The organism is Solidesulfovibrio alcoholivorans DSM 5433 (assembly GCF_000702665.1).
Classification (GTDB): domain Bacteria; phylum Desulfobacterota; class Desulfovibrionia; order Desulfovibrionales; family Desulfovibrionaceae; genus Solidesulfovibrio; species Solidesulfovibrio alcoholivorans.
Window position 1 is genome coordinate 44452 of sequence record NZ_JNJA01000001.1, and the last position, 24074, is coordinate 68525.

Here is a 24074-nt window from a genome sequence, read left to right on the forward strand (position 1 = left end):
AGGATGAAGATGCCTCCGACGGCCAGGAGGGGATGATCCCCTCCTGGACCTCCCCGAAGGGGGGTGCCGGGGAAATGGCGGTATCCGGCCGCTTGGCGGGGGAGCGCGAGGGGCTTTCTTAGGCGCAGCGCTCGTCTGTGCCGCGGGGGGCCTCGGCCGCGTCCTCGGTTTCGACCTGGGCGCGGGCCTTGTGGTAGGCATTGAAGACCGCGAGTCCGCCCTTGCCCATGTAGCGTTCGAGCTGGCGGCGGTCGGCCTGGAGCAGGTCCACGACGATCAGGCCGTCGAGGCAGTCGGCGAAATCCTTGTCCACATTGAAGGCGAGCACCTTGCCGCCGAGCTTCAGGTACTGGCGCAACAGCACCGGAATGCCCTTGCGGTCGGCCTCGATGTCGTCGATCAGCGCCAGCAGGTCGTCGAGGTCGCCGACCAGGGTCTGGGACGCCCGGGCCAGCCAGCCCTGGCCGCGCAGGGGCGTTTTGGGCCGCACGTGGCGGGCGAGGTTGGGATTGTTGACGTTGCCTTCGAAATAGCTGGCGATGAGCCGCCGCGAGGCGTGCTTGTATTCGTTGGTGATGCTGACCGGCCCGAACAGCACGCGGTAGCGCGGTTCGCGCACGACCATCTGCGCAAGCCCCTTCCACAACAGCAGCAGCGGCGAATAGCTCTTCTGGTATTCGGGGCGCACGAAGGAACGCCCCATCTCCAGCGCCGGGCTGATGCGGGAAAAGAACTCGGCCTTGAGCACGAACAGCGTGCTGGTGTAAAGGCCCTGCGCGCCCTTTTGCGCCAGCAGCTCGTCGGTGCGGCCGATGCGGTACGCGCCGGCGATCTCCTTTTTCTCGGCGTTCCAGAGGAACAGGTGGCGGTAGAAGGGATCGTAGGCGTCGAGGTCGCAGGCCTTGCCCGTGCCCTCGCCCACGCGGCGGAAGGTCAGTTCGCGCAGGCGGCCGATTTCGCGAAGGGCCAGGGGAATCGCCTCGGCCTTGGCCTCGATGACGACGAACTCGCCGCTTTGGTGCAGCACGGCGTCGGCCGGCAGGCGGGCGATTTCGTCGGCGAGCAGTTCCGGCGCGATGGGGGCGATGAGCGCTTCCTGGCGCGCGGCGCTCTTGTGCGGGAAAAGCGGCGGCCGGCGGCGGGGCCGGTTGGGACGGTCGCGCAACAGGTCGGTGCGCAGGCGCAGGTAGCGCGTGACGCAGGCGTCGGCCTCGGCTTCGCACGAGGCGACCCGGGCCAGACGGGCGGGGGTGATGGGGCTGCCGACGCGGGCGACGATGGTGCGCCCGGATTTGTTGATGAATTCCCGGGGCAGCATGGCCGTGCGCAACAACGGATGCACGAGGCCGAGCGCCTGGAACAGGCGGCTGTTGCGGCCATCGAAGTGCACGGGCACGACCGTGGCCTCGGTGCGGCGGGCCAGCCGGGCCACGGTGGTGTTCCAGGCCGGATCGGCCACGGTCAGGCGGCCGTTTTGCAGGCACGGATGGGACACGGCCCCGGCCGGAAAAATACCGAGCAGGCCGCCCGCGCGCAGCACGCGCAGGCTTTCCTTGAGCGGGCGCACGTTGCCTTCCGTGGCCGAAGCGCCGCCGAAGGGATCGACGAAGACGAAGAGCTCCCGCAGCTCCGGGATGCGCGCGAGCAGGAAATTGGCCATGATCCGGGCGTCCGGGCGCACGGCCTGGAGCATCTTGGCCAGGATCAGGCCTTCCAGGCCCCCGAAGGGATGGTTGGAGACCACGACCACGGGTCCGGTCTTGGGGATGCGCGCCAGCTCTTCGGGTGCCAGGCGCACCTGCACGTCCATGGCCGCGAGCACGGCGTCGACGAATGCGCCGCCGGCCAGACCCCGGGGGATGGACCGGTACAGGGCTTCGATGGGCTCCAGGGAGAGCAGGCGGGACAGAGCGGGCTCGACCAGGGACAGGGCGCGTCGGGCCAGGGTTCCGCCAAAGGGCGGCTTGAGCGCGAAAATACGTGAACGGCAGGCGGCATCCATGGCATCACCTCATGGGACGGTGTCGTGGCGACGGGGAAACTTCCTTCAAGTAAACCTTCCGTCTTCTAGCCGGTCCCGGTTACGAGCCCATGGAGATTGCGCGGCGATCGCGGACGACAACACGCGCATCCGTGACACATGCGGCGGATTTGTTACATCTGCCCCCATACCCCTTCCGCGCGCGCCAGGCAACAGGCAACCTGCTTGACACCGCCGCCGGCCGTCCCCAAAGTTGCGCGGGGCAAAGGGCACGGAATCCTGTTCGCCGACAACAGGCCCGACAGCTTCTTTTTTTCCAGAAAGGGACACAGGCCACGCGCACGGGGCGCGGCCTGTGTCCGCCGCCCGCCCAGTCTGCACCAGGGGGAAACGCTGCGTGGCCGAGACTCGCCTGTATTCGATCGCCGCCATCGCCAAGGCGCTGGATGTGCCGGAATCCACCCTGCATTATTGGAAGAACCGTTTCGACGACGTGTTGCCGAGCGTGGGTCGCGGCCGGGGCAAGCGGTTCCGGGCCGAAGCCCTGGACATTTTTCGGGCCATCGGCCGCATGCTCGCCCAGGGCATGTCCTCGGCGGACGTGCGCGCCACCCTGGCGCGCACCTATCCCGTCAACGTCGCCGTGGAGCCCGGGGCGGCGCCAGAGGCCGTTTCCGAGCCCGCGGCCATGGCCACGCCGCCCGCGAGGGACGCCGCCCTGGCCATGGCCGCGCATATCGGGGCGGAAATCGCGCGCTCGCTGGCGGTACATTTGAAGGACTTGGCCGCGCCCGTCCATCCGGGCCTTTCCGGCGCGCAAGCGGCGGCCCTGGAGTCGGAACTGGCGGCCGTGCGCGCGGAAAACGCGTCGCTTTCGGAGAAGATGCGCCTGCTCGAAACGGAGTTGGTGCGCCTGCGCAAGGATCGCCGCGAGCTCGAGAACTACCTCGTGGACAAGATCAACGCCCTGCGCCGCGACGAATCCCCGTCCTGAATCCCCCTCCGCGAACCGCACGCAGGACCAAATAAAGGGGAGGCCGGCTCCCCGGTCTGCCAACCGGGGTTCCAGCCTCCCACTCCTCGAGGGCTCTCGCTTGGCCCGGCAACCGCCCCGACGCCGCGGAAACGTCGGCCCGCCTTCCGGTGGCGGTGGCGGCTTGGGCTAAAGCGTCTGAAACGGACCCTGACGGCCGAGGTGCCGGCCGGGCCATCGTTCGGAGGCGCTAGACGTCCATGATCTCCAGATAGACCAGGGTCTGGTTGAGCAGCTGGTAAGCGATCTCACCGTAGGTCACGGGCCCGGTGAAGGGATCGGTCTTTTTGCCTTCCAGTTCGGAATAGAGGTAGTTCAGGATGCAGTTGCAGGAGAAGGCCACCCGGCTGGATTCGATGGAGCATTCCTTGCTCAGGCGGTCGTTGAAGCCCTTGACGTAGTCGGCCACGGGCCGGGCATGCTTGTAGCGGATGCCCGAAAAGACCGGGGCGTAGAACTTCACCTGGCCTTCCACCTCGTCCACGTCCTGGAAGCTGATGTTGACCATGGCCCCGTAGTAGTCGGCCACGAGCGGCAGCTTGGTGTCGAGCTTGTTCTTGACGATGTAGGCGGCGAAGTTGCGCTTTTCGCCGTTGACCATCACTTCCTTGGCGGCGAATCCGTCGGCGTTGAAGGTGAGGATGTCGCCGTCGCCCTGCTCGAAGAGATTGATGATGCCGATCTCGGCCACTTTGCCTTCGGGCAGCTGGGCCTGAAGCACCAGGGCGCCTTCTTCCAGCATCTCGCCGGTCTGGCCGTTGACGACCTTGGGCGTCTTCTTGCCGAGGTCGCTCAGATGCACGCCCGCGATCCAACCGATGAGGGGACGCACGCCGAAATCCTTGTAGTTGGGGCCGTTGAGCGCAAAGGCCAAATGGGTCTTGCTGGCGGCGGGAATGATGATGAAGCTGAAGCCGTGCTTGGGTCCTTCGGCATAGACCCGGGCCAGACTGTTTTCGTCGTAGGCGACGATGTCGATGGAGGCCACGATATCGGTGATATCGGTGGCGCAGATCATGTCACGACTGACCATGCCGCCCTTCTCGGCGGAGATGAAATAGGGGATGGTTCCGGCAATCCAATCGCCCTTGGGGAGCTGCTGCAACGCGTCCTCGTCGCCGGCCAGAAGGAGCTTGCGTCCCGACTCGATCATCTGCTTGACGTCTGCTACGCTGGAAATGGTCTGTCGCATATCGCCCTCCTAGCCGAAAATAGTTTTCAGATCGTCCTGAACGCTCGGCATGTTCACGTTGTTGGCAAAAATCGCGTACAGTTGATCGACGCTGGCGTTGATATTGTCAGGCGAGGGATCTTCCTTGACCGCTCTGGTCAGCCTGCCAAGCAGTATCTTCGCAGCCAGAAATTTGAGCTGATACGTCTTTTTCCCAGTGATGATGTCTTTCCAGGCCTGATTGCTCTTGCTGGGTACATCCATATTCGCCTCCTTCATTATGCGGCAGCGCGATCTTCCTTCTACGTGAAATCCCGTTCCGTTGCGACCCAACCCGCGACGGCCGAACCTGGCCTGGACCCGCTGAGGAGTCCCGGAGCAACGTTTTCGTGTGAATGCCTCAGACAGCAAGCAAGGATCGCACCACGAAAAAAATTGCACAAAACCTGATGGTTATTGTAATCTTAGAAGAATATGGCAGAAAATTCAAGCCAAAATCGCACGATCAGGGACTTCAGGAAGGCACACGCATGCGGGGAAAACAAATAATAGTTAATTATTACAACAAAATATCAGATATGGGGAGAATTGGGGCAGAAGGAGTCCTCTGCGGGTCAAAAAGAAACAGCCCGCTCCAGGAAAAGACACCGAACCGGAACACGAACGCCAGCTTCGTATTTCGCACCCGGCCGGCGAGCTTCGGGCCCGCACGCGACGCTGAGACGCAAGATGTTTGCATGGTCTACAGGGAATCCAAGGCAAGCCTCAGGCGCGCACGCGACGCTGGAGAAGCACCATGTCCGCCAGCGTCAGCAGCACCATGGCCCGCAGCACCGGAACCACGCGCGGAACGGCGCTGCGGTCGTGGCGGCCGCCGACGACAATCTCGGCCGGATTGCCGGCCACGTCCGAGGTGCGCTGGGGCACGGCGATGGAGGGGATGGGCTTTATCGCCGCGCGCGCGATCACGGGCTGGCCATTGGAGATGCCGCCCAGGATGCCGCCGGCGTTGTTGGACTCGGGCGGCGTGACGATGGGATCGTTGTTGGTCGAGCCGGTCAGGCGCGCCGCGGCGAAGCCGTTGCCGATCTCCACGCCCTTGACCGCGCCCACGCCCATGAGCGCGTAGGCGAGCCGCGCGTCGAGTTTGTCGAAGACCGGTTCGCCAAGCCCGGCGGGCACGCCCGTGGCCCGTACCTCGACGATGCCACCCAGGCTGTCGCCCGAGGCCATGGCTTCCCTGGCCCGCGCCTCCCAGGCCGGAACCACGGCCGGATCGGCCGCGCAAAAGGCTCGCCCGGCCGCGCCGTCGGCATCCGCCACGGCGCAGGGGATGCCGCCGAATTCCACCGTGTAGGCCACGACCGTCACGCCGCACGCGGCCAGCATGGCCCCGGCCACGGCCCCGCCCGCGACCCGGGCCGCGGTCTCCCGGGCCGAGGCCCGGCCGCCGCCACGGTAGTCGCGCCGGCCGTACTTGGCCAGGTAGGTGCCGTCGGCATGGCCCGGGCGCAGCAGGTTTTTCGCCGCCTCGTAATCCCCGGAGCGCTGGTTGGTGTTTTCGATGACGAAACCGATGGGCGTGCCCGTGGTCTCGCCCTCGAACACGCCGGAAAGCAGGCGCACGGCGTCGGGCTCCTTGCGCGCCGTGCCCGTGAGCCCGCCCGCACCGGGGCGGCGGCGGTCGAGGTCGCGCTGGATCACGGCCTCGTCGAGCGGCACGCCGGGGGGGCAGCCGTCGATAACGCCGCCAAGGGCGGGGCCGTGGGACTCGCCATAGGTGGTGAGGCGGAAAAGGTCGCCGAACGTGCTGCCGTGCATGGTGCCTCCGGGAACGCGCTATTTGGCCACGTCGCGCACGGTTTCAACAACGTAGTCGATCTGCTCGTCCGTGAGCTTGGGGTACAGGGGCAGGGTGATGGTCGAGCGCCCGATGCGGTCGGCCTCGGGGAAGTCCCCGGGCGCGTGACCCAGGGCGTCGCGCAGAAACGAAAGCGTGTGGATGGCGCGGTAGTTGACGGCCACGGCCACACCCCGGCCCTTGAGCTCGTGCAGGATGGCGTCACGGCGCTCGGGATCAACCCACAAGGTGTAGAGGTGGTGGGCGGAAACGCCGGGCGCGCGCGGCCGCACGATGCCCGGCGCGCCGGCGAAACCGGCGTCGTAGCGCGCCACGATCTCCTGGCGGCGGGCATGCAGGCCGTCCAGACGGTCGAGCTGGTCCACGAGCAGCGCCGCGCGGATGTCGTCGAGGTTGTACTTCCAGCCCTCGGCCACCATGTCCCAGTGCTCGTACTTGCCGTGGTAGCGGCCCGAGGCGTTTTTGCTCATGCCGTGGTTGGCCAGCTGCCGCGACAGCGCGGCCTTGTCCGCGTCGTGCCAGGCGATGGCCCCGCCCTCGCCGCAGGTGAGGTTTTTCGTGGCGTAGAAGCTGTAGCAGGCCGCGGCGGAGAGCTCGCCCGGGCGCACGCCGTCGCGCGAGCACTCGATGGCGTGGGCGCAGTCCTCCACGATGAAAAGTCCGTGCTCCTCGGCGACGGCGGCCAGGGCGCGCATGTCGCACATGGCCCCGTAGAGGTGCACGGGCAGGATGCCCCGGGTGCGCGGGGTGACGGCCGCGGCGACCTTCGCGGCGTCGAGGAGCCCCGTGTCCGGCTCCACGTCCACGTACACGGGCTTCGCTCCGCAGTGCATGATGACCGTGGAGGTGGCGATGAAGGTCATGGGCGTGGTGATGACCTCGTCCCCGGGCCTGAGGCCGAGGGCGAGCAGCGCCAGGTGCATGGCCCCGGAGCACGAGGACAGCGCCACCACGTGGGGCAGTCCGGTATAGGCGGCGAACTTGGCTTCGAACTTCGCCCCCACGGGGCCGGAGGTCAGGAAGACGGAACGCAGCACGGACAGGACGTTGTCCACGTCCTTGTCGTCGAGGCTGTGGCGGTAGAACTCAACCTGCATGGGAGACTTCCTTGGTTTTATTGCGGGCGCGCACGCGCAGCAGCAGCCAGCCGAGCGAGCCCAGGAGCATGACGGCGATGCCGGAAAAAAGCAGCCAGGCCACGGTCATGGGGGTGTCGTGGTAGACCGCGACGAGCCCCAGGAAAAGTCCCACCCCGGCCACCTGGAACCAGACGAAGCCGAATTCGGAGCGGGCCTGGAAATAGACGAAGAGGATATTGGCCACGGCGAGCAGGGCCATGGCCGCGCTGATGACGGTCAGCAGCGGCCCGGCCGCGGTGTAGCTCGCGCCGAAGAGAATCTTGACCACAAACGAGGACGCGACAAGGCAGAAGAGCGCGAAGCCGCCGCCCAGAAGCGCCGTGAGGCCCATGGACATCCACAGCGACGACAGGTCGTTGCGTCCGGACTCCTTGGCCGTGGCCGCCTCGGTGAAAAGCACGCTCATGAGCACCGAGGGCAGGTAGAAGGCGATGCGCCCGAGGATCGCGGCCGTGGCGTAGAGCCCCGCCCCCTCGGCGTCGCAGTAGTGGCGCACGAGCACGAGGTCGAGGTTGCCGAGGATCATGACGATGACCGAGGAGACGAGCATGCCCACGGAATACGTGCCCACTTCCTTGAGCAGCCCCTTGGGCAGAGGCGAGCCGCGCAGGGGGAAGACGTCGCGCAAGAAAACGCAGTTGACCGCGATGGCCGCGACAATGCCGGCAAGGCTCGAAAGCAGCGCGCCGTTGATGCCCCACGACAAAGCCATGACGAAAAGGAGCGCGCCCAGGAGGCGAAAGAGCGCGTTGGACGCGCCGGCGATGCCGTAGCCCGTGAAGCGCTGCAAGCCCTGCAACATGCCCCAGGGCACGGGCAGCACGAACGAGCCGGCCATGACCCCGAGCATGAGCAGCACGGGCGTGGCCGAGTCGATGTGCAGAAACGCCTGGAGCAGCGGCAGGCAGGCCGCGCCGATGCCGTAGGCCACCATGGCGAGCAGCGTGGCGCAAAGCCCGGCCCGGGACAACAGCGAACGCACGAGCCCCATGTCGGCGATGGCGAAGCGCGCCGTGAAGCGGGCCATGACCAGGGGCACGATGGCCAGCGGCGCGGCGAAGATGACCATGGTGGAATTGAGCGCGTTGAAGCCGCCGAAATCGGCCGGGCTCATGTTGCGGCCCACCACCAGCTGAAACAGGTAATTGAACAGGTTGCCGGAGTTGAGCAGGAAGAGGATGACGATGTTCTGCCGAAGAAAGCGTTTCACGCGTGCACGTCCTTACGGGCGGGTATCGGCGCGGGAGGCCGCCTGGGATGCGTCCCGGCCTGGGACGGCTTGGAGATAAAGGCCGGCCAGGAAACAGTAGAGCCCTGCCTGGACCAGAAATTCCGAGGCCCGGGCCAGCATCGCCTCGCGCAGCACGGCGGCCAGGATCAGGGACAGGGCGAAGCCGCCGAAATAGAGCCGGCCCGGTTCGCCGCAAAACCAGCCGCCGAGAGCGGGCAACTTTCCGGCCACGCGCGCGGCGGCGAGCGGCGCGACAACCCGCCATACCGGAACCAGGCAGGCCGCCGCAAGCCCCAGCACCACCCTGCCCGGCACGGCCCCGAGGAGCAGGCCGGCGGCGGCCAGGCACAGGCATGCGCCAAGGCCCCAGGCAAACTGCCGCCTCGCCCGCGGGCCCTTGCCCGGAAACGCGGCCAGCCAGACCGCCGGCCGGCGCGCCAGGGCCGTAAGGCGCTCTCGCCCGGCAAGCCGCAGGCCAAGGCCAAGGGCGAGCAGCGCGACCAGGGCGACGACCGCGCGCGACAACGTGCCCGGTCCACCGCCCGATCCGCTGCGCGGCGCGGCCGCGAAACGGGCAAGGTCCACGGGCCGGTCCGTCTCGAAGCACAGCGCGGACACGCCGTACCAGGGATGGGCGAAAAAGCGCGCCGAAGCGGCCTTGGGCGCAAGGGATGCCTGACCAAGGGAGAACCAGTCGTCGGCCTCGTGCAGGCGGCGGGCTTCCTCCCCGGAGACCGGCCCCGGCCGGTACGGCCTGCCATCGAGCGCCGCCAGGGGCGCGGCCGCGAAAAAGTCCTTCCACCCCGCCGCGGCCTGCCCGGAAAAGCCCGGATCGGCCAGTTCCAGCATGCTCGCGGCCCGGCCGCCCAGGCCCGAGACGGCAAGGGTCGCCGCGCCGTCCCCGTCCGGGAGCCGGCCGGCGACGATGCCCGAACGCGTGTCGGGTACGGCCGGCGCGCCGCCGTCCACGGAAATGGCCACGGGATTGCCGATCAGGCCGTAGGCAGCGGTCAGCCAGGAAAAACGGCCGAACGGCGTCAGCGGCGTGGCCGCGTAGCGCCCCTCCCCCGTCTGCTCGAGGATGCCTGCCGTGGCCACGGGCCAGGGGAGCTTGGCTTCGTAAAGCCCCTCGTGGGGCGCGACCGCGGGCACGGCGGCGAGCACGGCCCGGCTCAGCGGCAGGGAAAATTCCCGGCCTGTGAAGGTGAAACGCAGTTCGGCCCGGGCCACCCGCGCCGGAAGATCGGGCAGGGGCGTGGGCGCGCCCGGGCGCAGGGCGTAGGTTTGGGGCGCGCCGGAGCCCGGCGCGAACACGTCGAGGTTCACACCGGCCAGACCCGGACAGGCACCGATGTCCAGGCGAAAAAAGTATGCGGCGTCATGGGCCGGCGCAAAGGCCGCGTCCACGGGGATGGCCAGTTCCCTGGCCCGGCCCTCGATCACGAGCCCGCGCGGCTCGCGGTAAAGGCGCACCCCTCCCTGGGCCTTGAACAGCCCCTCGCCGCCGGAAAGAAAAACCGGCGTGGCGTCGCGGACCTGCCCGACGCGGGAGCGGCCGGAAACCGCCTCGAAGGGCGAGGCGAGGCTCCACAGCGCCTGGACGGTCACGCCGCCGTCGGCGCGGTCGATGTCCGGGGCCGCGCCGAGCCCGGTAGCCAGCTCGTCGGCGGCGGCCAGGAACGCCGGGGTGTCGCGGCGCGGGGAAACCAGGACCAGGGCCGCGCTTTCGAGCGCGCCGCCGCCGGAGAGGCCCGGGGCCATGGGCGTCAGGCGCAGCGCGGTCGTGGCCGTCGCGTCCGGGGCACTGCCCAGGGCGGCGGCCGCCGGGGCGATGTTGACGAAGACGCGGCGCAGTCCGGGAAACGGCTCGCGCACGCGCGTCGGCAAGCGCCCGGGCAGGCCGTGTGCCGCGATCCAGGCCGGGTCGAGGCCCGTGGGGACGAAGACCAGACGCTCCACCACCCGGTCGCGCCGGACCTCCGCCTCGCCCTGGCGGAAGAACATCAGGCTTATTTCCTTGAGTTTGGCGGCCTTGAGCCCGGGATAGCGGGCGCGCAGATAGCGGCCGACGTAGACGCGCAGCACCGTGCGGCCGTCGGGCAGCTCGAAGCTGCGCTTGGCCAGGGCGTACCAGTCGAGCACGGTGCGCTGGCGGGGTTGCGCCGGGTCCAGCGCGGCCACGAGATTGACCTGCACCGGGGCCGGCCGGCGCAGGATGAGGTCCACCGCGCCGATGTCGAGGAGGTCGCGGTCGAAGCGGCGCTGCAAGAAGGTGGAGGGGCCGTCCTCGGCCGTGCGCCAGACGGCGTCGTGGGGCAGGTCGAGCAGGCGGCGCAGGAGGTACAGCGGCGTCTTGTCGGCCCACTCGGCCCGGGCCACGGGTACGGAAGCGTCCTTGCCTGCGACGCTTTCCAGGTAGGCCGCGCCGAGGCGGTCCACGCATTCCAGGGGATCGCTGGCGAACGTCCGGCCGTCCGGGGCGCGCACGGTGAGCGCGGCCAGGGTGGGATTGCCGGGGTTTGCGTCGCGCACGTCGAGCGCCACCTCGTTGAAGTGCCCGAAGGCGATGGCCTCCCTGCCCTGGGCCGTGCTCAGGGCCAGCGAGCCGTCCGGGGAGGTTTTTTGCGCCCAGGCCAGCGGCGCGGTCTCCAGCACGCGGGAGTATTTGACCTTCTTGGTGAAGAGCTTGACGCGAAGGAGTCCTTCCACGTCGCCCTGCGCGGCGAAAAGCCCGTCCGGCAGACGCACCGGGGCGCGCTCGGGTTTGGGATCGAGATGCATGGCCGCAGCCGGCGCGGCTCCCAAAAGGAGCAGACCCGCCGCAAGCCAGGAAAGCAGCGGCAGAGGGCTACGGCGCAGGCGCACGCTCGCCTCCTTCGCCCGGGGCCGGCGACGGGGCCGGGACCTCGACCGGGGCTTTGCGCCGCCGCACGCGGCGCTCGGGCTTGGGCGCGTCCGTGGCGTCGCCCGCCGGGGCGACCGTCTGCCCCTCGCCCGGGCCCTGAGTGACCGGGGTGTCCGCTCCGGCCGGAACCTCGGTGGGAGCTGCCTTATGCCGACTGCGCCGCTCCCTGCGGGGCGGCGTTTCGGCCGCCGGCGTCTCGCCGGCCGGCGCGCCCGTGACCTGTCCGGCATCGGTGGGCGCGGCTTCGACCGGCGCGGCCTCTGCCGGCGCTTTCTGCCGCCGCAAGCGACGCTCCCTTTTCGGCGCGGCGTCGGGCGTAGCGTCAGGCGCGACGGTTTCGCCCTGGCTCCCGGTCGTCGGCGCAAGGCCGGCACCCGGCGCGGCCGGCGCGCCTGCCGCCGGCGCATCCGTGGCCGGCACGCCCGAGGCCGGGACTTCATGGCGGCGGGAACGGCGCTCCTTTTTCGGCACGCCTTGTGCCTCGGGCGCGGCGGCGTCGGGCGACGCGACGCCCGAAGTGGCCGGAGCGGCCGGAGCGGGCTGCGCGCCCGAGGCCGGGGCCTGCCCCGGAGCCGGCTGGCCCTCATGGGTCATGGGCGCGGCGGTCCGGCCCTTTTTGCCGGGATAATTGCTCGGAAAGCGGTCGAGCACCTCGACCTCGACATCACCCGCATCCGGGGCCGGCGAGGAAGACACGGCCGGCGGCGCGCCGGGTGTCGCCGGAGAGGGCGGCTGCTGTGGCTGGCCGGACTGCGGGGCCTGTCCCGCAACACCGGGAACCACGGCCGGCGCAACGGGCGCTGTCGGCTGGGGCGCGCCTTCAGGGGCGGTCCCGGCCGCCGGAGCCGGCTGCTCGGCCGGCGTGGCGGAGGCCGGCGCGGGCGTGGCGGGTTGCGGCCGGCGCAAGATGAGCAGCCCCCCTTCGTCATGCACGATTTCCAGCTCCTGACGGGCGCGGATGACCAGGGAATTGAATTCCCGGGCCACTTCCTCGTCGCGGCAGGCACCGTTTTGATATTCGCAGCCCTGGTCCAGGACGAACCAGGGGCGTTTGAGGTCGAGGATCACGTACTGCGCCTGCCAGGAACGCACGGGCAGGTTCGGGGTCTGGCCCGTGCGCACGAAATGCCAGAAATCGGCAAGCGTCGCTTTGGAGAGGTCACGCACGGGGTGGGGTGTGAAAACCCCCAGCGGAAAGCTGTTGTAGTCCTGACGCTCGGCCAGGGCGCCCCAGTTGAGACTATTTTGCGACACCACGGCAAGGGACGGGTCGCGAGGCACGTTTTGCAGCATCTCCGCCAGGATGGCCGCGTCGCGGGCCGTGGGTTCGTAGGCGTCGATGGAAAAGGCGAAACTGTCGGAAAGCCAGAACAGCCGCCCCAGCGGCGACGGGGCCAGAGCCACGTGCACAAGGCCCAGCGCGGCGAAAAGCGCAAACCCGAAACGGCGGACACCGATGCCGGACTGCCTGGCCAGGATGCGCACCGGGCCGAGCACCTCGCAGTAGGCGAAAAAAAGCGCCCCGGCCGCGCCAGCGCTGTAGTGGTTGGCCCAGCCGTAGTAGTTGGGGTGGGTGGAAAGCAGCGACAAGGCCAGGGCGGGCAGGGCCGGCAGCAGGAGCTTGGGCCGAAAAAGCGGGAAAAGGAGCAGCGCGCCGAACAGAAAGCCCATGTATTTCCACTTGCCCGGCACACCGAAGACCTCGGCCAGCACGGTGAAGGGATGGGCGAACATGGTGACAAGGGCCGCGCCCGGGCCGCCACCGAGCCAGGCATAGGCCCCGCTTTGCGCGCCGAGATTGCCGTCCGCGGTGCAGAACGGCACGAGCCAGGCGGTCGCGACGTAGAAATAGAGCCCCCCGCACAGCACAAGGCCCCAGCCTGCCGCCTTGCGCCCCTGGAAAAGCAGCAGATACGCGCCGCAGCAGACCGTGGTCAGGGCATAGGGCTCCTTGACGACGGCGGGCAGCAGCCCGAGGACGAAGGCCAGCCATATCCGGCCGGAAGTGGCCGCGGCCAGGAAGGCGAAGAGAATCGGGATGAGCAGGTGGTCGAGGTGGAAGTCGAACAGCGCGTTGGTCCAGACCGGGTAGAAAAGCGCGTAGCTGGCCGCCGCGAGCAGGCCGTAGCGCCGCCCGGCCCAGAGCGCGGGCAGGGCCAGGGCGAAGGCCTGGGCCGTCAGGAGCAGCAACGGCGCGGCCTGGTCTGGCACCAGCCGGTAGACCTGGGCGTAGACGGGCAGAAGCGGCTGGGCATGGCCCAGAAACGCCCGCCACCACTGGCCGTAGGCATGCAGGGAATAGAGGTTGGAGAGAAAGACGCCGAGGTCGAAGACCGTCGAGTGCAGGGCCAGGTATTTGAGGCAGGCCATGACCGCCAACACCGCGAAGAGCCCGAAGAAGACCGCGCCGCCGAATCCCCGGTTGGCGGTCCCCACGGGCAGGGTGGCGGGGGCGTGGATGTCAGGCATGGGGTTTCTCCCGGCGTTTTGCCGCAAAAAAAGGTCCGGCGACGAGGACCGCAAGGCAGACGACGTAGGCGGCGGCGCTGCCGGCAAGGCCCATGAGGTACGAAGTTTGCGGGGCGAAGGAAAGCAGCACCTCGAAGTCGAGGCCGCCGTCGGCGCGGCGCGTGAAATAGCCCGGCGTCTCCGGGCCGGCCTCGGGCAGCAGGCGCAGGATGGCCGGGTCGAACCACCAGGCGTTGGCGAAGCCGTAGGCCTCGAGATGCAGGGCGTCGGGCCAGGTCACGGGCTTGCCCTGCCCGACCCCGGTCACGGCCCAGCCGGCCGGGTCCAGGGGATGCGACAGGGTTTCGGCGTCCTTCGGCGCGTACGCCCCGGGGAAAAACGCTTCGGTCAGGCGGAATCCGGGCAGGTTGTCGTTTTGCATGGACCCGGCGATGGGCCGCGAGACGTAGCCCACGGTGGTGGTGGCGCGCGTTTCGCCGCTGACCGCCCCACCCTGCCCGTAGACGAAGCCCTTGCGGACCTTCGGACTGCCGTCGCCCAGGGTCGAGACCGCACCCGAGGCGATGGCCTCGCCGAGCTCCCTGGCCGAGGCCGCGTCCGTGCCCGCTGCGGGCGGCGGCACATAGGCGGCGAGCAGCCGCGCGGCGTCGCCCGCGCCCGTGAGTTCCCCGGCCTTGCGCGGCACGAGCAGCGCCTTCCAGCCGGCGTGGAACGTCTCCTGGTAGATCAGCGGAAAGGCTTCCGTGGCCCCGTGGACGCGCAGGCGCACGGCGGTCGGGCCGAGGCGGCGAAATTCCACGCGCGGCGCGGCGATGGGCGTCTGCCGGCGCTCGACCACGAGCCTTTCGTCGCTCGCGCGGCCGACGAGGAGCCGGCTTTTCTTCGGCCCGTCGCCCATGATCTTTTCCAGAAATTCCAGGAACACGGGATCGCGGCCGGCGCGCAGGTAGACCGTGCCCGGGTCGTAGTCCGGCAGGGCCACCTCCTCGGCCAGGGCGGCGACCACGGGATTGGCCGGCCGCGTTCCGCCCACGGGCTCGACAGCCGCGATCCGGTCGCCGGGGCGCACCAGCGGCAGGAACGCCTCGTTTTCGTAGACGTCCACGCTCCCGAAAAGCGGCAGCTTGCGCAGTCCGCGCTGCAGGGCCAGGTTTGCGTCGAAAACGGGCTTGTAGTCCTTGTAGCCGTCCACCACGTCCGGGGCGGCGTAGGCCGGCTGGAAATCGTCGTAGGTGTAGGCGTGGGCGTAGTGCGGGTAGACGAAGAAGCGGCAGGACCCCAGCGCCGCCAGCCGGGCAAGCGTCGTGGTCGGATGTTCGGCGTAGAGCCCCCTAAAGACCGGCTCGGCCAGGGGGTGCGTCTTGAACGCCAGGAAAAAGGGCTTGGGCGAATAGGCCGAAGTCCACTCGAACGTGGACTGCGTCTCCCCGGGCCAGGTGATGCCGATGGGCGGCAGGTAGGCCACGCGGAAGGCGTCGGGCCGGTCGCGCAAAAACGTATAGACCGCGGCGTCATCCGGGCCGATGGGCGTCTGCTTGAGGGTCAGCGGCTGGATGTCGCGCTCCGGGTCGAACGGGCGCGTAAGCCCCCCGGCCAGAAACGGCGAAACGAAGACCAGCGTCGCGAGCGCGGCCGCGCCGCCGACCAGCTTTGGCCGGCCCGCGGCGGCGAGGTCGGCCGCGGCCCGGGCAAAAAGGATCGCATAGGGCAGCACCACGAGCGGCAGCCAGCGCGTGGTGTTGGAAAAGGCCGCGAACAGGATGGGCAGGGTCTTCTTGAGGCCCAGCTGGTAAAAAAGCATCCCCGGCAGGGTGCGCGAGCCGGAAACGAGCAGCACGCCGACCACGGCCGTGACGAAAAGCGCCGAGAGCTCGGGGGTTTTACGCGCGCGGAAGGCGTAGGCGAAGACGCAAAGCGCCACGGCCACGGCGGCGAGGTGCCAGGGCACGCCGAGGCCGTGCGGAATGGGGTAGACGTATTCCGTGTCCATGCCCGGGCGCAGGCGCAGCAGCGCCGAAGCATCCACGGGCTGGCTCGTGGATTCGTGGTAGGCTTCGCGCCGGGGCAGCTCCGTATCCACGGTCACGTCGCCCTCGGCCGAGACGGAAAGGCCCCAGCCGTGGCGGATCGCCCCCTTGCCGAAATAGTCGCCGACAAAGGGGGCCATGAAATGGATGTTCATGGCCACGGCCACGAGCCCCAGGCCCACGAACACGGCACAGAGCGTGAGCCGCCGCTTGCCGCCGCACAGCACGCGCCAGGCGAACGCGATGGTCAGCATGGCCGCGGCGGACATGCCCACGCCCGGATGCAGGGAAGTGAGGCCGAGGAGAAAGCCCGTCAGCACGGTGTCATAGACCACGCCGGGCTTCGCGTCCTCCACGCGCGCCATGAGCGCCTGCGCGGCGAGGATCACCAGCGGCAGGAGCGCGTAGCCGGCGAGCATGGGCATGTGCCCGGCCACAATGCGCGACAGGGCGTAGGGCGAGAAGGCGTAGAAGACGGCGGCGACCCCGGCGTAAAGCGGCGACAGGCCCTGGCGGCGCGCCAGGGGCCACATGGCCGCGCCCGCGCAAAAGGTGAGCACAAGCGGCAGCCATTTGGATACGGCCTCGCCGCCGGCCACGGAAAACGGCCAGAGAATCCACCAATAGAGCAGTTCGAGCTTGAAATAGTGGTAGCGGCCGGTCTCGAAATAGTCGTCCCAGGTGGACAGGTGCCGCCAGGCCATGTCGCGGAACTGCTCGGCAAAGGCCGGCACGCCCCAGTCCCAGGTATGGCCGACCATGCCCGGCCGCGACAGCACGCCGGAAAACGCGAGCAGGACCAGGATCGCGAGCGCGATCATGGCCCCGAGCACGACTGCCGTCTTCCGTCCCATCATTGTTCTCTTGCGCCCCGCTGTCCCAACATCCGGCAAACTCGCCATACCGCCGCACCTGGAGGCATGCGCCTCCCCTCTACCCCCCGCCGAGGGGGTCCGGGGGGCATCATGCCCCCCGGCGGGGAAGTCCAGAAGGGGCGGAGCCCCTTTTGGTCGGTCCGGGAGAGGCGGCGCCTCTCCTGGCGGCTTCGAAGGACGCGTCGAAGATGGCCGACCAGCGGTAGCGCTCCATGTAGGCCACGGCGGCGCGGCCCATGGCGCGCCAGGAGTCGGGGTCGCCGACCATGGCGGCCACGGCCTCTTCCACGGCCTGCGCCGTGTAGGCGGCCACGATGCCCGCGCCTTCGCGCGCCACGTCCCTGGCGATCTCCGGCACGTCGGTGATGATCACGGGCAGGCCGCAGGCCAGGTAGTCCTTGACGCGGCTGGGGTCGGCCCAGCGCGAGAGGTTGTTGTCCGTGGGCCGGTACAGGGCCAGGCTCACGTCGCATTGCGGCAGGGTTTCGAGCACCTTGTCGTGGTTCATGACCCCGTGCAGGACCACCGAATCGCCAAGCGCGCGCAGGCGCGGCTCGAAGGGCGCGTAGACCACCCCGTCCTCCACGGCGTTGTTGGGGGTCTTGCCGATGACGTGCAGGCGCAGTTCCGGAAAGCGCGCAAGCAGGCGCGGCCAGGCCTCGATGACCAGGTCCACGCCCTTGGACGGGCTGAGCGCCCCCAGGAGCACGAGGTCGCGGGGCGTGCGCCCCGCCTTGTCCGCGAGCGTGATCTTTTCCAGGTCCACGCCCACGGGCACGAGCACGTTGCGCGCGTCGGGCAGGCCCTGTTCACGCCGCACATCGACGATGCGCGGCGAGATGTTCCAGGCCGCGTCGCAGTGGCGCACGCAGAAGCGGTCCAGGGCGTGGTAGATCCTGTTGAGCACGGGATTGGCGAAGCGCCCGGGCATCCAGTCGATGGTGTAGAAGACCACCCGGTCGATCAGGCCGCATTTCTTGAGCGCAATGGCCACCACGGCATTGAGCGGATCGCAGGCCACGCAGTCGTTGTAGCGCCCGCCGAGCAGGAAGAAAAAGACCAGCGAGCACAGCGCGTCCTTGACGTAGGTCAGCAGGTTGGGCAGGGCCCAGCCGATGCGGCGCTTGTCCATGGCCAGCTTTCCGCCCACGTACTTGCGCGCCAGGGAGCGGCGGTCGGAGCAGTAGTGGAACGGGTGGTAGATGACGCCCAGCACGTCGCTGCGGTGGCGCAGGTAGTTTTCCAGGGCTTCCGAGGGGCCGGCCAGATCGGTGATGTGGCTTATAAGGAGTGCTTTGGCAAAGCGCATGGCGATCCTGTGCGGTCTTTTACGAGGATGGGCCGGCGACGGAGCCGGTCGGGGCTTGAGGTAGCCGTATCGCCCGGGGAAATCAAGGCGGGCCTCGGCGCGCGGCCATGCGGCGTTGCCAAGGGTCGCGGCCTGGGCTAGCCTCGGTAAACTCCGGGAGAAGGAAGCACCGCATGGAACACCCTCGGGCCAGACACGACCTTGAATTCATTCCCTTCGACCACGAGGGCCGGCAGATGATCCTCGTGCGCGACCGGCTGGGGCTCGTGCCCTACGGCACGGGCATACCGCCCGGGCTGTTGCCGATCCTCGCGCTCATGGACGGCCTGCGTTCCTTAGGCGACCTGGCCCGGGAGATCACGGCGCTTCAGGGCGGACGCAGCGTCTCGCGCGAGGACATCCTCGCCGTCCTGGCCGAGCTGGACCAGGCGGGGCTGCTCGACACCGAACGCTACCGCGCCGCCAAGGCGCAGGCCGCGGCGGATTTCGCCGCCAAGCCCGTGCGCGAGGCCGTGTTCGCCGGCCAGGCCTATCCCGACACCCGGGCGCTGCTCGCCCCCTACCTCGACGCCATCCTGGCCCTCGCGCCGCAGGCCCCTCCCGCCCTGCCCGCGGGCGCGCGCCTGCTCGGCATCATCGCCCCGCACATCGACCCCGAAGCGGGCAAGACCGCCTACGGCGCGGCCTACGCCCCCCTGCGCGGGCTTGCGCCGAAGCGCGTGGTGGTGCTCGGCGTCGGGCATCAAATCATACGGGGCCTCTACTGTCTGACGGACAAATCGTACGCCACGCCGCTCGGCGACGTGCCCGCCGACGCGACGGCCGTGGCCCGGCTCAAGGCGGCGGGCGGCGCGGCCGTCGATCCCGGCGACCTCCAGCACCGCGACGAGCACTCCGTGGAGTTCCAGGCCGTGTTCTTGCGCCATCTGTTTGGGGAAACAGACTTTTCGCTGGTGCCGGTGCTGTGCGGCTCGCCGCTCGGGGCGCTCTCCGGCAACGCTTCCCGCGCGGCGTTCCTGGAACTGGCCGGCCCGTTCCTGGAAACGCTCAAGGAACTCGCGGCCGCGCCGGACACCCTGGTCGTGGCCGGGGTGGATTTCTGCCACATCGGCCCGAAATTCGGCCATGACAAGCCGGCGCAGTTGCTCGAGGACGCGGCCACGGCCCACGACGCGGCCCTGCTCGACGCCCTGGGCAAAGGCGACGCCGAAGCCTTCTGGGCCGAATCGGCGCGGGTAAAGGACCGCTTCAACGTCTGCGGCCTCACCGCGTTGGCCACCCTGGCCGAAATCCTGCCGCCGTCGGACATGACGGTCCTTTGCCGCGACATCATGCGCGAAAAAGAAACCGCCTCGGCCGTGACCTTCGCCGCGGCCGCCGTGACCGCCCGATGACCCGTACGCCGCTTATCCTCGACCGCCTCCACGTCGAGGCCTCCTCGCGCAGCCGGGCCGAAACCGGCTTCACCATCCACGCCGGCCACAAGAAACACTGGCTCGACCACGACCTGCCGCTCATGCTTTTCAAGAAAGCGCTGGCCGCCATCGACGCCGTGGCCGAAGTGCGCTTCCACGGCTGGGGCGACCCCCTGGCCAATCCCGACATCATGGCCATGCTCGCGGCCGCCCGGAAAAAAGGCGCGACAACCGTCCTCGTCACCGACGCCGGCCGCCTGGGCGACGCCCAGGCCAACGCCCTGGTGCGCGACGGCCTGGACGCCGTGGTCTTCCCCCTGGCCGGCCTGTCCGAGGAAACCAACTTCCGCCGGCGCGGCACCAGCCTCTACGCCGTGCTCGCCGCCATCGACCGCATCAACACCGTGCGCGCCGTACACGAAACCGCCGCGCCGGAAATTCGCGTGCGCTACACCCTGACCCGCACCGGCCTCGCCGCCGGCGAACTGGAACAACTCCCCCGCTTCCTCGAAGGCCTCGGCGTCGCGCGCGCCAAGCTGCGGCCGCTGTCCTACGCCACAAGCCCGCAAACCGAATACGACGTCCTCGTTCCCAAGGACCAGGAGAGCTTCGACGCCGTGGCCGCAGCCATGCGCGCCGCCACCCGCGAAGCCGCGCAACGCGGCATCACCCTGGACTGCAAGCTCGTCCACGGCGGCGTCGCGCGCTTCCACTGCCCCGACGACCCGGGCTCGAGCCTCTTCCTGGCAGCGGACGGAGCCATAAGCCCCTGCCCCCTGCGCAATGTCCCTCTGCCCGACCCCGCCAGCTACCGCTTCCACGGCCACGACATCCCCTTCCCCCGCGACGTGCGCGGCAACCTCCACACCACCCCGCTGCCCGCCATCTGGAACGCGCCCGACTACCGCGACTTCCGCTACGCCCACGACACCGACACCGCCCCGGCCGGCTGCGCCGGCTGCTGGCGGTCGTTCCTGGTGACGGTGAAGGCGGAGGGTGGGGTTGAGGAGGAGAGGCATGGACAAGGGCAGGGGAAAGGGACGGGAGAGAAAGAGGTGAAAGGCGAAGAGGCCTCCGGCGGCCGGGGGGCATGATGCCCCCCGGACCCCCTCGACGGGGACGGATGGCAGAGAAGCGGGAACGTCGGACGGCGTTGCGTCGGACCATGTGGTCGCGGAATTCGTCCGGGCGACGCAGGCCGCAAAGCCGGCCAGCACGCCCGGCCAAGTTCCGCGACCACGGACGCCAGCGGCGAAGCGCCGCATTTTAAGAGAGATGGGGTAAAACCTGGGCTGCCCTTCTCCCCCCTTGAAGAGTTTTTCGGGAAAGGAGGGAATGCGGGGGAGGGAACCCCCTTTTTACAAAAAGGGGGTTCCCTCCCCCGCATTCCACGCTTCTACCCCTTAAAAGGGGTTGATCTCCTGGGTGCGGGTGTAGTGCTGGTAGCCGACGTTCGCGCCCAGGCGCAGCCCGACGCCGAAGCGGATCGGGGCCAGGGTGATGTTGTCGGAGCGCTGGTAGTTCATGCCGAAGCCGCCCAGGACATAGGCGCTGCCGTCCACGCCCGGGAAGCGCTGAAAGATCTCGTTGGGATGGGTGGTGCCGTAGACCAGGGTGAACACCCGGACCGCGTTGACCCCGAGATCGATCCCCAGCGACGGGCTCTGCCAATACACGGGAATGGGCTTTTGGCCCTTGAGGTAGAGCGTGCCCGAGCCGTAGCGCAGGCCGACCACGAGCGCGCCGCCGGCCTCGCTGCCCTTGATGAATCCCGTGGGCTGGCCGAGGTCGTGGAAGGCCCGTGCCACCATTTCCGCCAATCCGCGCGACCCGCTGTCGAAAAAGCCCATCACTTCACGGTTGACCTCATCCCGGTTGTAGGTCTGTTCCCTGCTGGGCGGCGGAGGCGGGGGCGGAGGCGGAGGCGAAACGCTGGTCTGGCCATTGATCGGCGTGCTGCCGGGAGGCGGCGGCATGGAGCCCTGCCCGGGCGGCGGAGGCGGAGGCGTATAGCCCTGGCCGCCGGTCGCTGGGGGCGGGGGTGGTGGAGGCGGCGTGCCGGCGGGCTGGCCGTTGATGGGCGTGCTGCCATGGGAAGCCGGCGGCGGGGATGCCGGTTGTTGTTGCTGCCCGCCGACGGGCACGGACGTCGGCGCGGGCGCGGCGGGCGTCTGGGCGGGCATGGGCGCGGGCGACACCGTGGCCGCGCCGGGCTGCGCTGCGGGCGCGGGAGCCGGATCGGCCGGCGTGGCCGCCGGGGCGGGCTTGTGCGACGCCGCGGGCGAATCGCTCAGGCTGCGTTCCTTGAGATCGGACTGGGCCCGGGCGGGTGGTCCCGAAGCAAGGGACAACGCGAGGGCCAGGAGGCAGGTGACGGCAAAGCGTGTCATTGCGGTCCTCCGTCGTTTGCGGTTTTGGGGAGGGAAAGCCGGGCGCGGATGGCCGGCAGCATGGCCGCCGCGATGCCTTCGCGGCCGGCGTCGGTGTTGTGGACTCCGTCGGCGGTGTAGGCCGGGGCGTTACGGCCGCACAGCGCCTCGCGCAGGTTGACGAAATACGGTTTGCCGGCGAGCCCCCGCTCCAGGGCGGCGTAGACGGTCATGAAGTTCTCGCGCACGTGGGGGAAGGTCTTGCGCCCGAGGATCGTGTCCTTTTCCTGCGCCGCCACGGCGGCGTCCACGCCGGAGCAGCTCTCGACCCAGTAGAGCGGCTGGAGCGCGAGCAGGAACTTCGCGCCCTCGGCGGCGCACAGCCGGTTGATGAAGTCGTAGCGTTTGACCGTAAGCTCCACGAAGGCGGCCAGCTCCGGGGAGTTCGGGTCCACGGGCTTGGCGGTGTAGAGGAGCTTTTGCAGCAGTTCGCGGGTGAACGAGGCGAAGTACGCGGCATTTAAAGGCTTGAGGATGCCGTAGCCGGATTTGTAGTAGCTTTCGATGACGCCCTGCACGCGTTCGCGTCCTTCGTGGGCGTAGGGCGTTTTTTGCACGGCGAAGTAGTTGGCGTCGTTGGCTCCGTCGTAGAAGACCACGAGGTCGGGCCGGATGGGAAACTCGATGAACTGTTTTTCCAGGTACTTGGACTCGAGCAGCGAGTTGAAGGAATTGACGCCGAAATTGAAGCAGTTGAACGCGTACGGTTTTTCCGTCTCGTTGAGGTTCCTGGCGACGAGGCTCGGGATGGACATGGCGTAGGGCGCGGCGCTGGCGCGCATGGTGGAACCGCCGAAAAACCAGATGACCTTGGACAGTTCCGGGTGGTTGTCCACGTATTTCGAGTAGGCCGTGGGCCAGACGCCGTTTTCCATAAGGAAAAGCGCATACGGATCGTAAACGGCCTTGGGTCCTTCGCGCAGGTTGCCGTAGATAATCCAGTTGGTCGTGGTGATCACGGCGAAAGACAGCGCCTCCACGCACAGCAGGCCGATGACGGCCCATTTGACGATTTTCAGTGTCGCCTTGAAGAAGCGTTTCACCGCGAGTCGATCCTTTGCGGCCCGTGTGGGCTATTTGGGAATGCGCATGGCCACGCCTTCGGGCACGCGTTCGGCCGTGGGCGCGCCGCGCAGCCGGGCCGTCGCGTCCGGGGCCATGTCGAGGACCACGCGGAACTTGTCCGGATGCGTGCCCACGCGGATGTGGCGGATAAACGCGTTGCCCGTGTCGCTTGCCCCGGGGCCTACGTACTTCCAGGACCCGGCGACATCGAGCACCAGCCGGGGCGGATTGGTCAGAAACATCTTGGTAAAGCTCGCGGGCGGCTTGCTCGTGTAGACGACGAGCTGGTATTCGCCGGGTTTTTCCTCGGCCACGACGCGGATCACGGTGCCCGAGGCGGCAGTCTGTTTGGCTGCGGCGGCCTGGGTCTTGGCCATGAGCGCCTTGGGTTCCGGCTTGGCCTGCGCCTTGGCCTGGGATTTCGGGGCGGGCGCGGCGGCGGGTTCCGTCGCGGCCGGCTTGGCGGCGACGGGTTCGGGTTGTTTGGCGGCCTTGGCCTTGCCTTTGCCCTTGGCCGGGACGGGTTGGGGCACGGACGCGACGTCCGTGGCGGCGGACGTTTCCGCCGGGGCCGGCGTCTCCGTCGCGGCCGGCTCCGTGGTGACGGAGGGCGGCGCGGGCGCGGGGGCCGGTTCGGCCGGGGCCGTGACGGGAACGGCCTGCGACCCGTGGGGCGCGGCCTTGCCCGACGGCTTGCCGGACGTGCCCTTGGCCGGCGTATCGCCGGTGATTTCCGCGAACATCTTTTCCAGGGTCTCGTCGCCCGGGGCTGCGGCCCGGGGCGCGGGCTTGGCGGACGAAGGCGCGGACGCAGCCGGCGCGACCGTATCCGCCACGGGCGCGGCGGCGCTTGCCGGTACGGCCGGGGCCGGGGAAACCGTCGCCGGCACGGACGGCGTCGGCGTGGCGGCGGACGGCGCGGCGGCAACGGGTGCGCCCGGGGCCGAGGACTGGGCCGGCGCGCCGACCGGGGCCAGGACGGCGGGCACGGGCGCGGCGGCCGTGGGCGCGGGGGGAACCGCCGCGACCGGCGTTGTCGCGCCACCCGAGAAAAGGCCCGGCCGTTTGAGGATGGCAAGGCCCAGCACCACGGTTGCGGCCAGCGCAACCGCGCCGATGATGATCATTTTATCGCCGCGCGTCAGTGCCATGCTATTCTCTCCT

General features: G+C 69.1%; 16 protein-coding genes. 3 read left to right on the plus strand and 13 right to left on the minus strand.

What is annotated here, in order from left to right; translation table 11 throughout:
- Positions 1 to 118: 118 nt before the first annotated feature.
- Positions 119 to 2002, minus strand: a complete 1884-nt coding sequence (locus tag Q368_RS0100205) for a bifunctional lysophospholipid acyltransferase family protein/GNAT family N-acetyltransferase (protein WP_029456715.1) — start codon at positions 2000 to 2002, stop codon at positions 119 to 121.
- A 376-nt stretch (positions 2003 to 2378) separates the two neighbouring features.
- On the opposite strand from Q368_RS0100205, the gene Q368_RS0100210 reads away from it, so the two are divergent.
- Positions 2379 to 2975, plus strand: a complete 597-nt coding sequence (locus tag Q368_RS0100210) for a helix-turn-helix domain-containing protein (RefSeq protein ID WP_029456716.1) — start codon at positions 2379 to 2381, stop codon at positions 2973 to 2975.
- Between the two features lie 229 nt (positions 2976 to 3204).
- On the opposite strand, the gene Q368_RS0100215 is transcribed toward Q368_RS0100210, so the two are convergent.
- The 9 genes from Q368_RS0100215 to Q368_RS0100255 all read right to left on the minus strand — a co-directional run bounded on the left by Q368_RS0100215 (position 3205) and on the right by Q368_RS0100255 (position 18001).
- Entirely contained in the window at positions 3205 to 4206 is a 1002-nt protein-coding gene (locus Q368_RS0100215) for a DUF6976 family protein (RefSeq protein ID WP_029456717.1), read from the minus strand.
- Between the two features lie 9 nt (positions 4207 to 4215).
- A complete protein-coding gene (locus Q368_RS0100220; protein ID WP_029456718.1) occupies positions 4216 to 4449 on the minus strand; it encodes a hypothetical protein in 234 nt (77 codons plus the stop codon).
- Positions 4450 to 4950: 501 nt separating this feature from the next.
- Positions 4951 to 6006: a chorismate synthase gene (aroC, locus tag Q368_RS0100225; protein ID WP_029456719.1), complete on the minus strand. Its 1056-nt coding sequence runs from the start codon at positions 6004 to 6006 to the stop codon at positions 4951 to 4953.
- A gap of 18 nt (positions 6007 to 6024) precedes the next feature.
- Positions 6025 to 7143, minus strand: a complete 1119-nt coding sequence (locus Q368_RS0100230; protein WP_029456720.1) for a DegT/DnrJ/EryC1/StrS family aminotransferase — start codon at positions 7141 to 7143, stop codon at positions 6025 to 6027.
- Positions 7133 to 8395: an MATE family efflux transporter gene (locus tag Q368_RS0100235; RefSeq protein ID WP_029456721.1), complete on the minus strand. Its 1263-nt coding sequence runs from the start codon at positions 8393 to 8395 to the stop codon at positions 7133 to 7135. The genes Q368_RS0100230 and Q368_RS0100235 overlap by 11 nt, the downstream gene beginning before the upstream one ends.
- A 12-nt stretch (positions 8396 to 8407) precedes the next feature.
- Entirely contained in the window at positions 8408 to 11281 is a 2874-nt protein-coding gene (locus tag Q368_RS0100240) for a hypothetical protein (protein ID WP_052359944.1), read from the minus strand.
- Positions 11265 to 13790: a DUF2079 domain-containing protein gene (locus Q368_RS22800; protein ID WP_084158625.1), complete on the minus strand. Its 2526-nt coding sequence runs from the start codon at positions 13788 to 13790 to the stop codon at positions 11265 to 11267. Before Q368_RS22800 ends, Q368_RS0100240 begins: the two co-directional genes overlap by 17 nt.
- Entirely contained in the window at positions 13783 to 16671 is a 2889-nt protein-coding gene (locus tag Q368_RS0100250) for a hypothetical protein (RefSeq protein WP_029456724.1), read from the minus strand. Before Q368_RS0100250 ends, Q368_RS22800 begins: the two co-directional genes overlap by 8 nt.
- Positions 16672 to 16780: 109 nt before the next feature.
- Entirely contained in the window at positions 16781 to 18001 is a 1221-nt protein-coding gene (locus Q368_RS0100255) for a glycosyltransferase (RefSeq protein WP_084158626.1), read from the minus strand.
- A 173-nt stretch (positions 18002 to 18174) separates the two neighbouring features.
- Between Q368_RS0100255 and amrB the strand changes: the two genes are divergently transcribed.
- Both amrB and Q368_RS0100265 read left to right on the plus strand, forming a co-directional pair.
- Positions 18175 to 19395, plus strand: coding sequence for an AmmeMemoRadiSam system protein B (amrB, locus tag Q368_RS0100260; protein WP_029456726.1), 1221 nt, complete (start codon positions 18175 to 18177; stop codon positions 19393 to 19395).
- Positions 19392 to 20510, plus strand: a complete 1119-nt coding sequence (locus tag Q368_RS0100265) for a radical SAM/SPASM domain-containing protein (protein ID WP_084158627.1) — start codon at positions 19392 to 19394, stop codon at positions 20508 to 20510. Before amrB ends, Q368_RS0100265 begins: the two co-directional genes overlap by 4 nt.
- Before the next feature lie 309 nt (positions 20511 to 20819).
- Here the strand turns inward: Q368_RS0100265 and Q368_RS0100270 are convergent, their stop codons facing one another.
- Genes Q368_RS0100270 through Q368_RS0100280 form a run of 3 tightly spaced genes read right to left on the minus strand, consistent with a single transcriptional unit; the run spans position 20820 to position 24061 of the window.
- Entirely contained in the window at positions 20820 to 21806 is a 987-nt protein-coding gene (locus tag Q368_RS0100270; protein WP_029456728.1) for a DUF1134 domain-containing protein, read from the minus strand.
- Positions 21803 to 22888, minus strand: a complete 1086-nt coding sequence (locus Q368_RS0100275) for an SGNH/GDSL hydrolase family protein (RefSeq protein ID WP_029456729.1) — start codon at positions 22886 to 22888, stop codon at positions 21803 to 21805. The genes Q368_RS0100270 and Q368_RS0100275 overlap by 4 nt, the downstream gene beginning before the upstream one ends.
- A gap of 30 nt (positions 22889 to 22918) precedes the next feature.
- Positions 22919 to 24061, minus strand: coding sequence for an AMIN domain-containing protein (locus tag Q368_RS0100280; RefSeq protein WP_029456730.1), 1143 nt, complete (start codon positions 24059 to 24061; stop codon positions 22919 to 22921).
- Positions 24062 to 24074 lie beyond the last annotated feature (13 nt).

What these genes read in the sequence shown, in the direction of transcription:
- Q368_RS0100250 (WP_029456724.1), bottom strand. Translation starts at nt 16,671, where the DNA reads ATGGGACGGAAGACGGCAGTCGTGCTCGGGGCCATGATCGCGCTCGCG.
- Q368_RS0100280 (WP_029456730.1), bottom strand. Translation starts at nt 24,061, where the DNA reads ATGGCACTGACGCGCGGCGATAAAATGATCATCATCGGCGCGGTTGCG.
- Q368_RS0100270 (WP_029456728.1), bottom strand. Translation starts at nt 21,806, where the DNA reads ATGACACGCTTTGCCGTCACCTGCCTCCTGGCCCTCGCGTTGTCCCTT.
- aroC (WP_029456719.1), bottom strand. Translation starts at nt 6,006, where the DNA reads ATGCACGGCAGCACGTTCGGCGACCTTTTCCGCCTCACCACCTATGGC.
- Q368_RS0100205 (WP_029456715.1), bottom strand. Translation starts at nt 2,002, where the DNA reads ATGGATGCCGCCTGCCGTTCACGTATTTTCGCGCTCAAGCCGCCCTTT.
- Q368_RS0100255 (WP_084158626.1), bottom strand. Translation starts at nt 18,001, where the DNA reads ATGCGCTTTGCCAAAGCACTCCTTATAAGCCACATCACCGATCTGGCC.
- Q368_RS22800 (WP_084158625.1), bottom strand. Translation starts at nt 13,790, where the DNA reads ATGCCTGACATCCACGCCCCCGCCACCCTGCCCGTGGGGACCGCCAAC.
- Q368_RS0100220 (WP_029456718.1), bottom strand. Translation starts at nt 4,449, where the DNA reads ATGGATGTACCCAGCAAGAGCAATCAGGCCTGGAAAGACATCATCACT.
- Q368_RS0100265 (WP_084158627.1), top strand. Translation starts at nt 19,392, where the DNA reads ATGACCCGTACGCCGCTTATCCTCGACCGCCTCCACGTCGAGGCCTCC.
- Q368_RS0100215 (WP_029456717.1), bottom strand. Translation starts at nt 4,206, where the DNA reads ATGCGACAGACCATTTCCAGCGTAGCAGACGTCAAGCAGATGATCGAG.
- amrB (WP_029456726.1), top strand. Translation starts at nt 18,175, where the DNA reads ATGGAACACCCTCGGGCCAGACACGACCTTGAATTCATTCCCTTCGAC.
- Q368_RS0100230 (WP_029456720.1), bottom strand. Translation starts at nt 7,143, where the DNA reads ATGCAGGTTGAGTTCTACCGCCACAGCCTCGACGACAAGGACGTGGAC.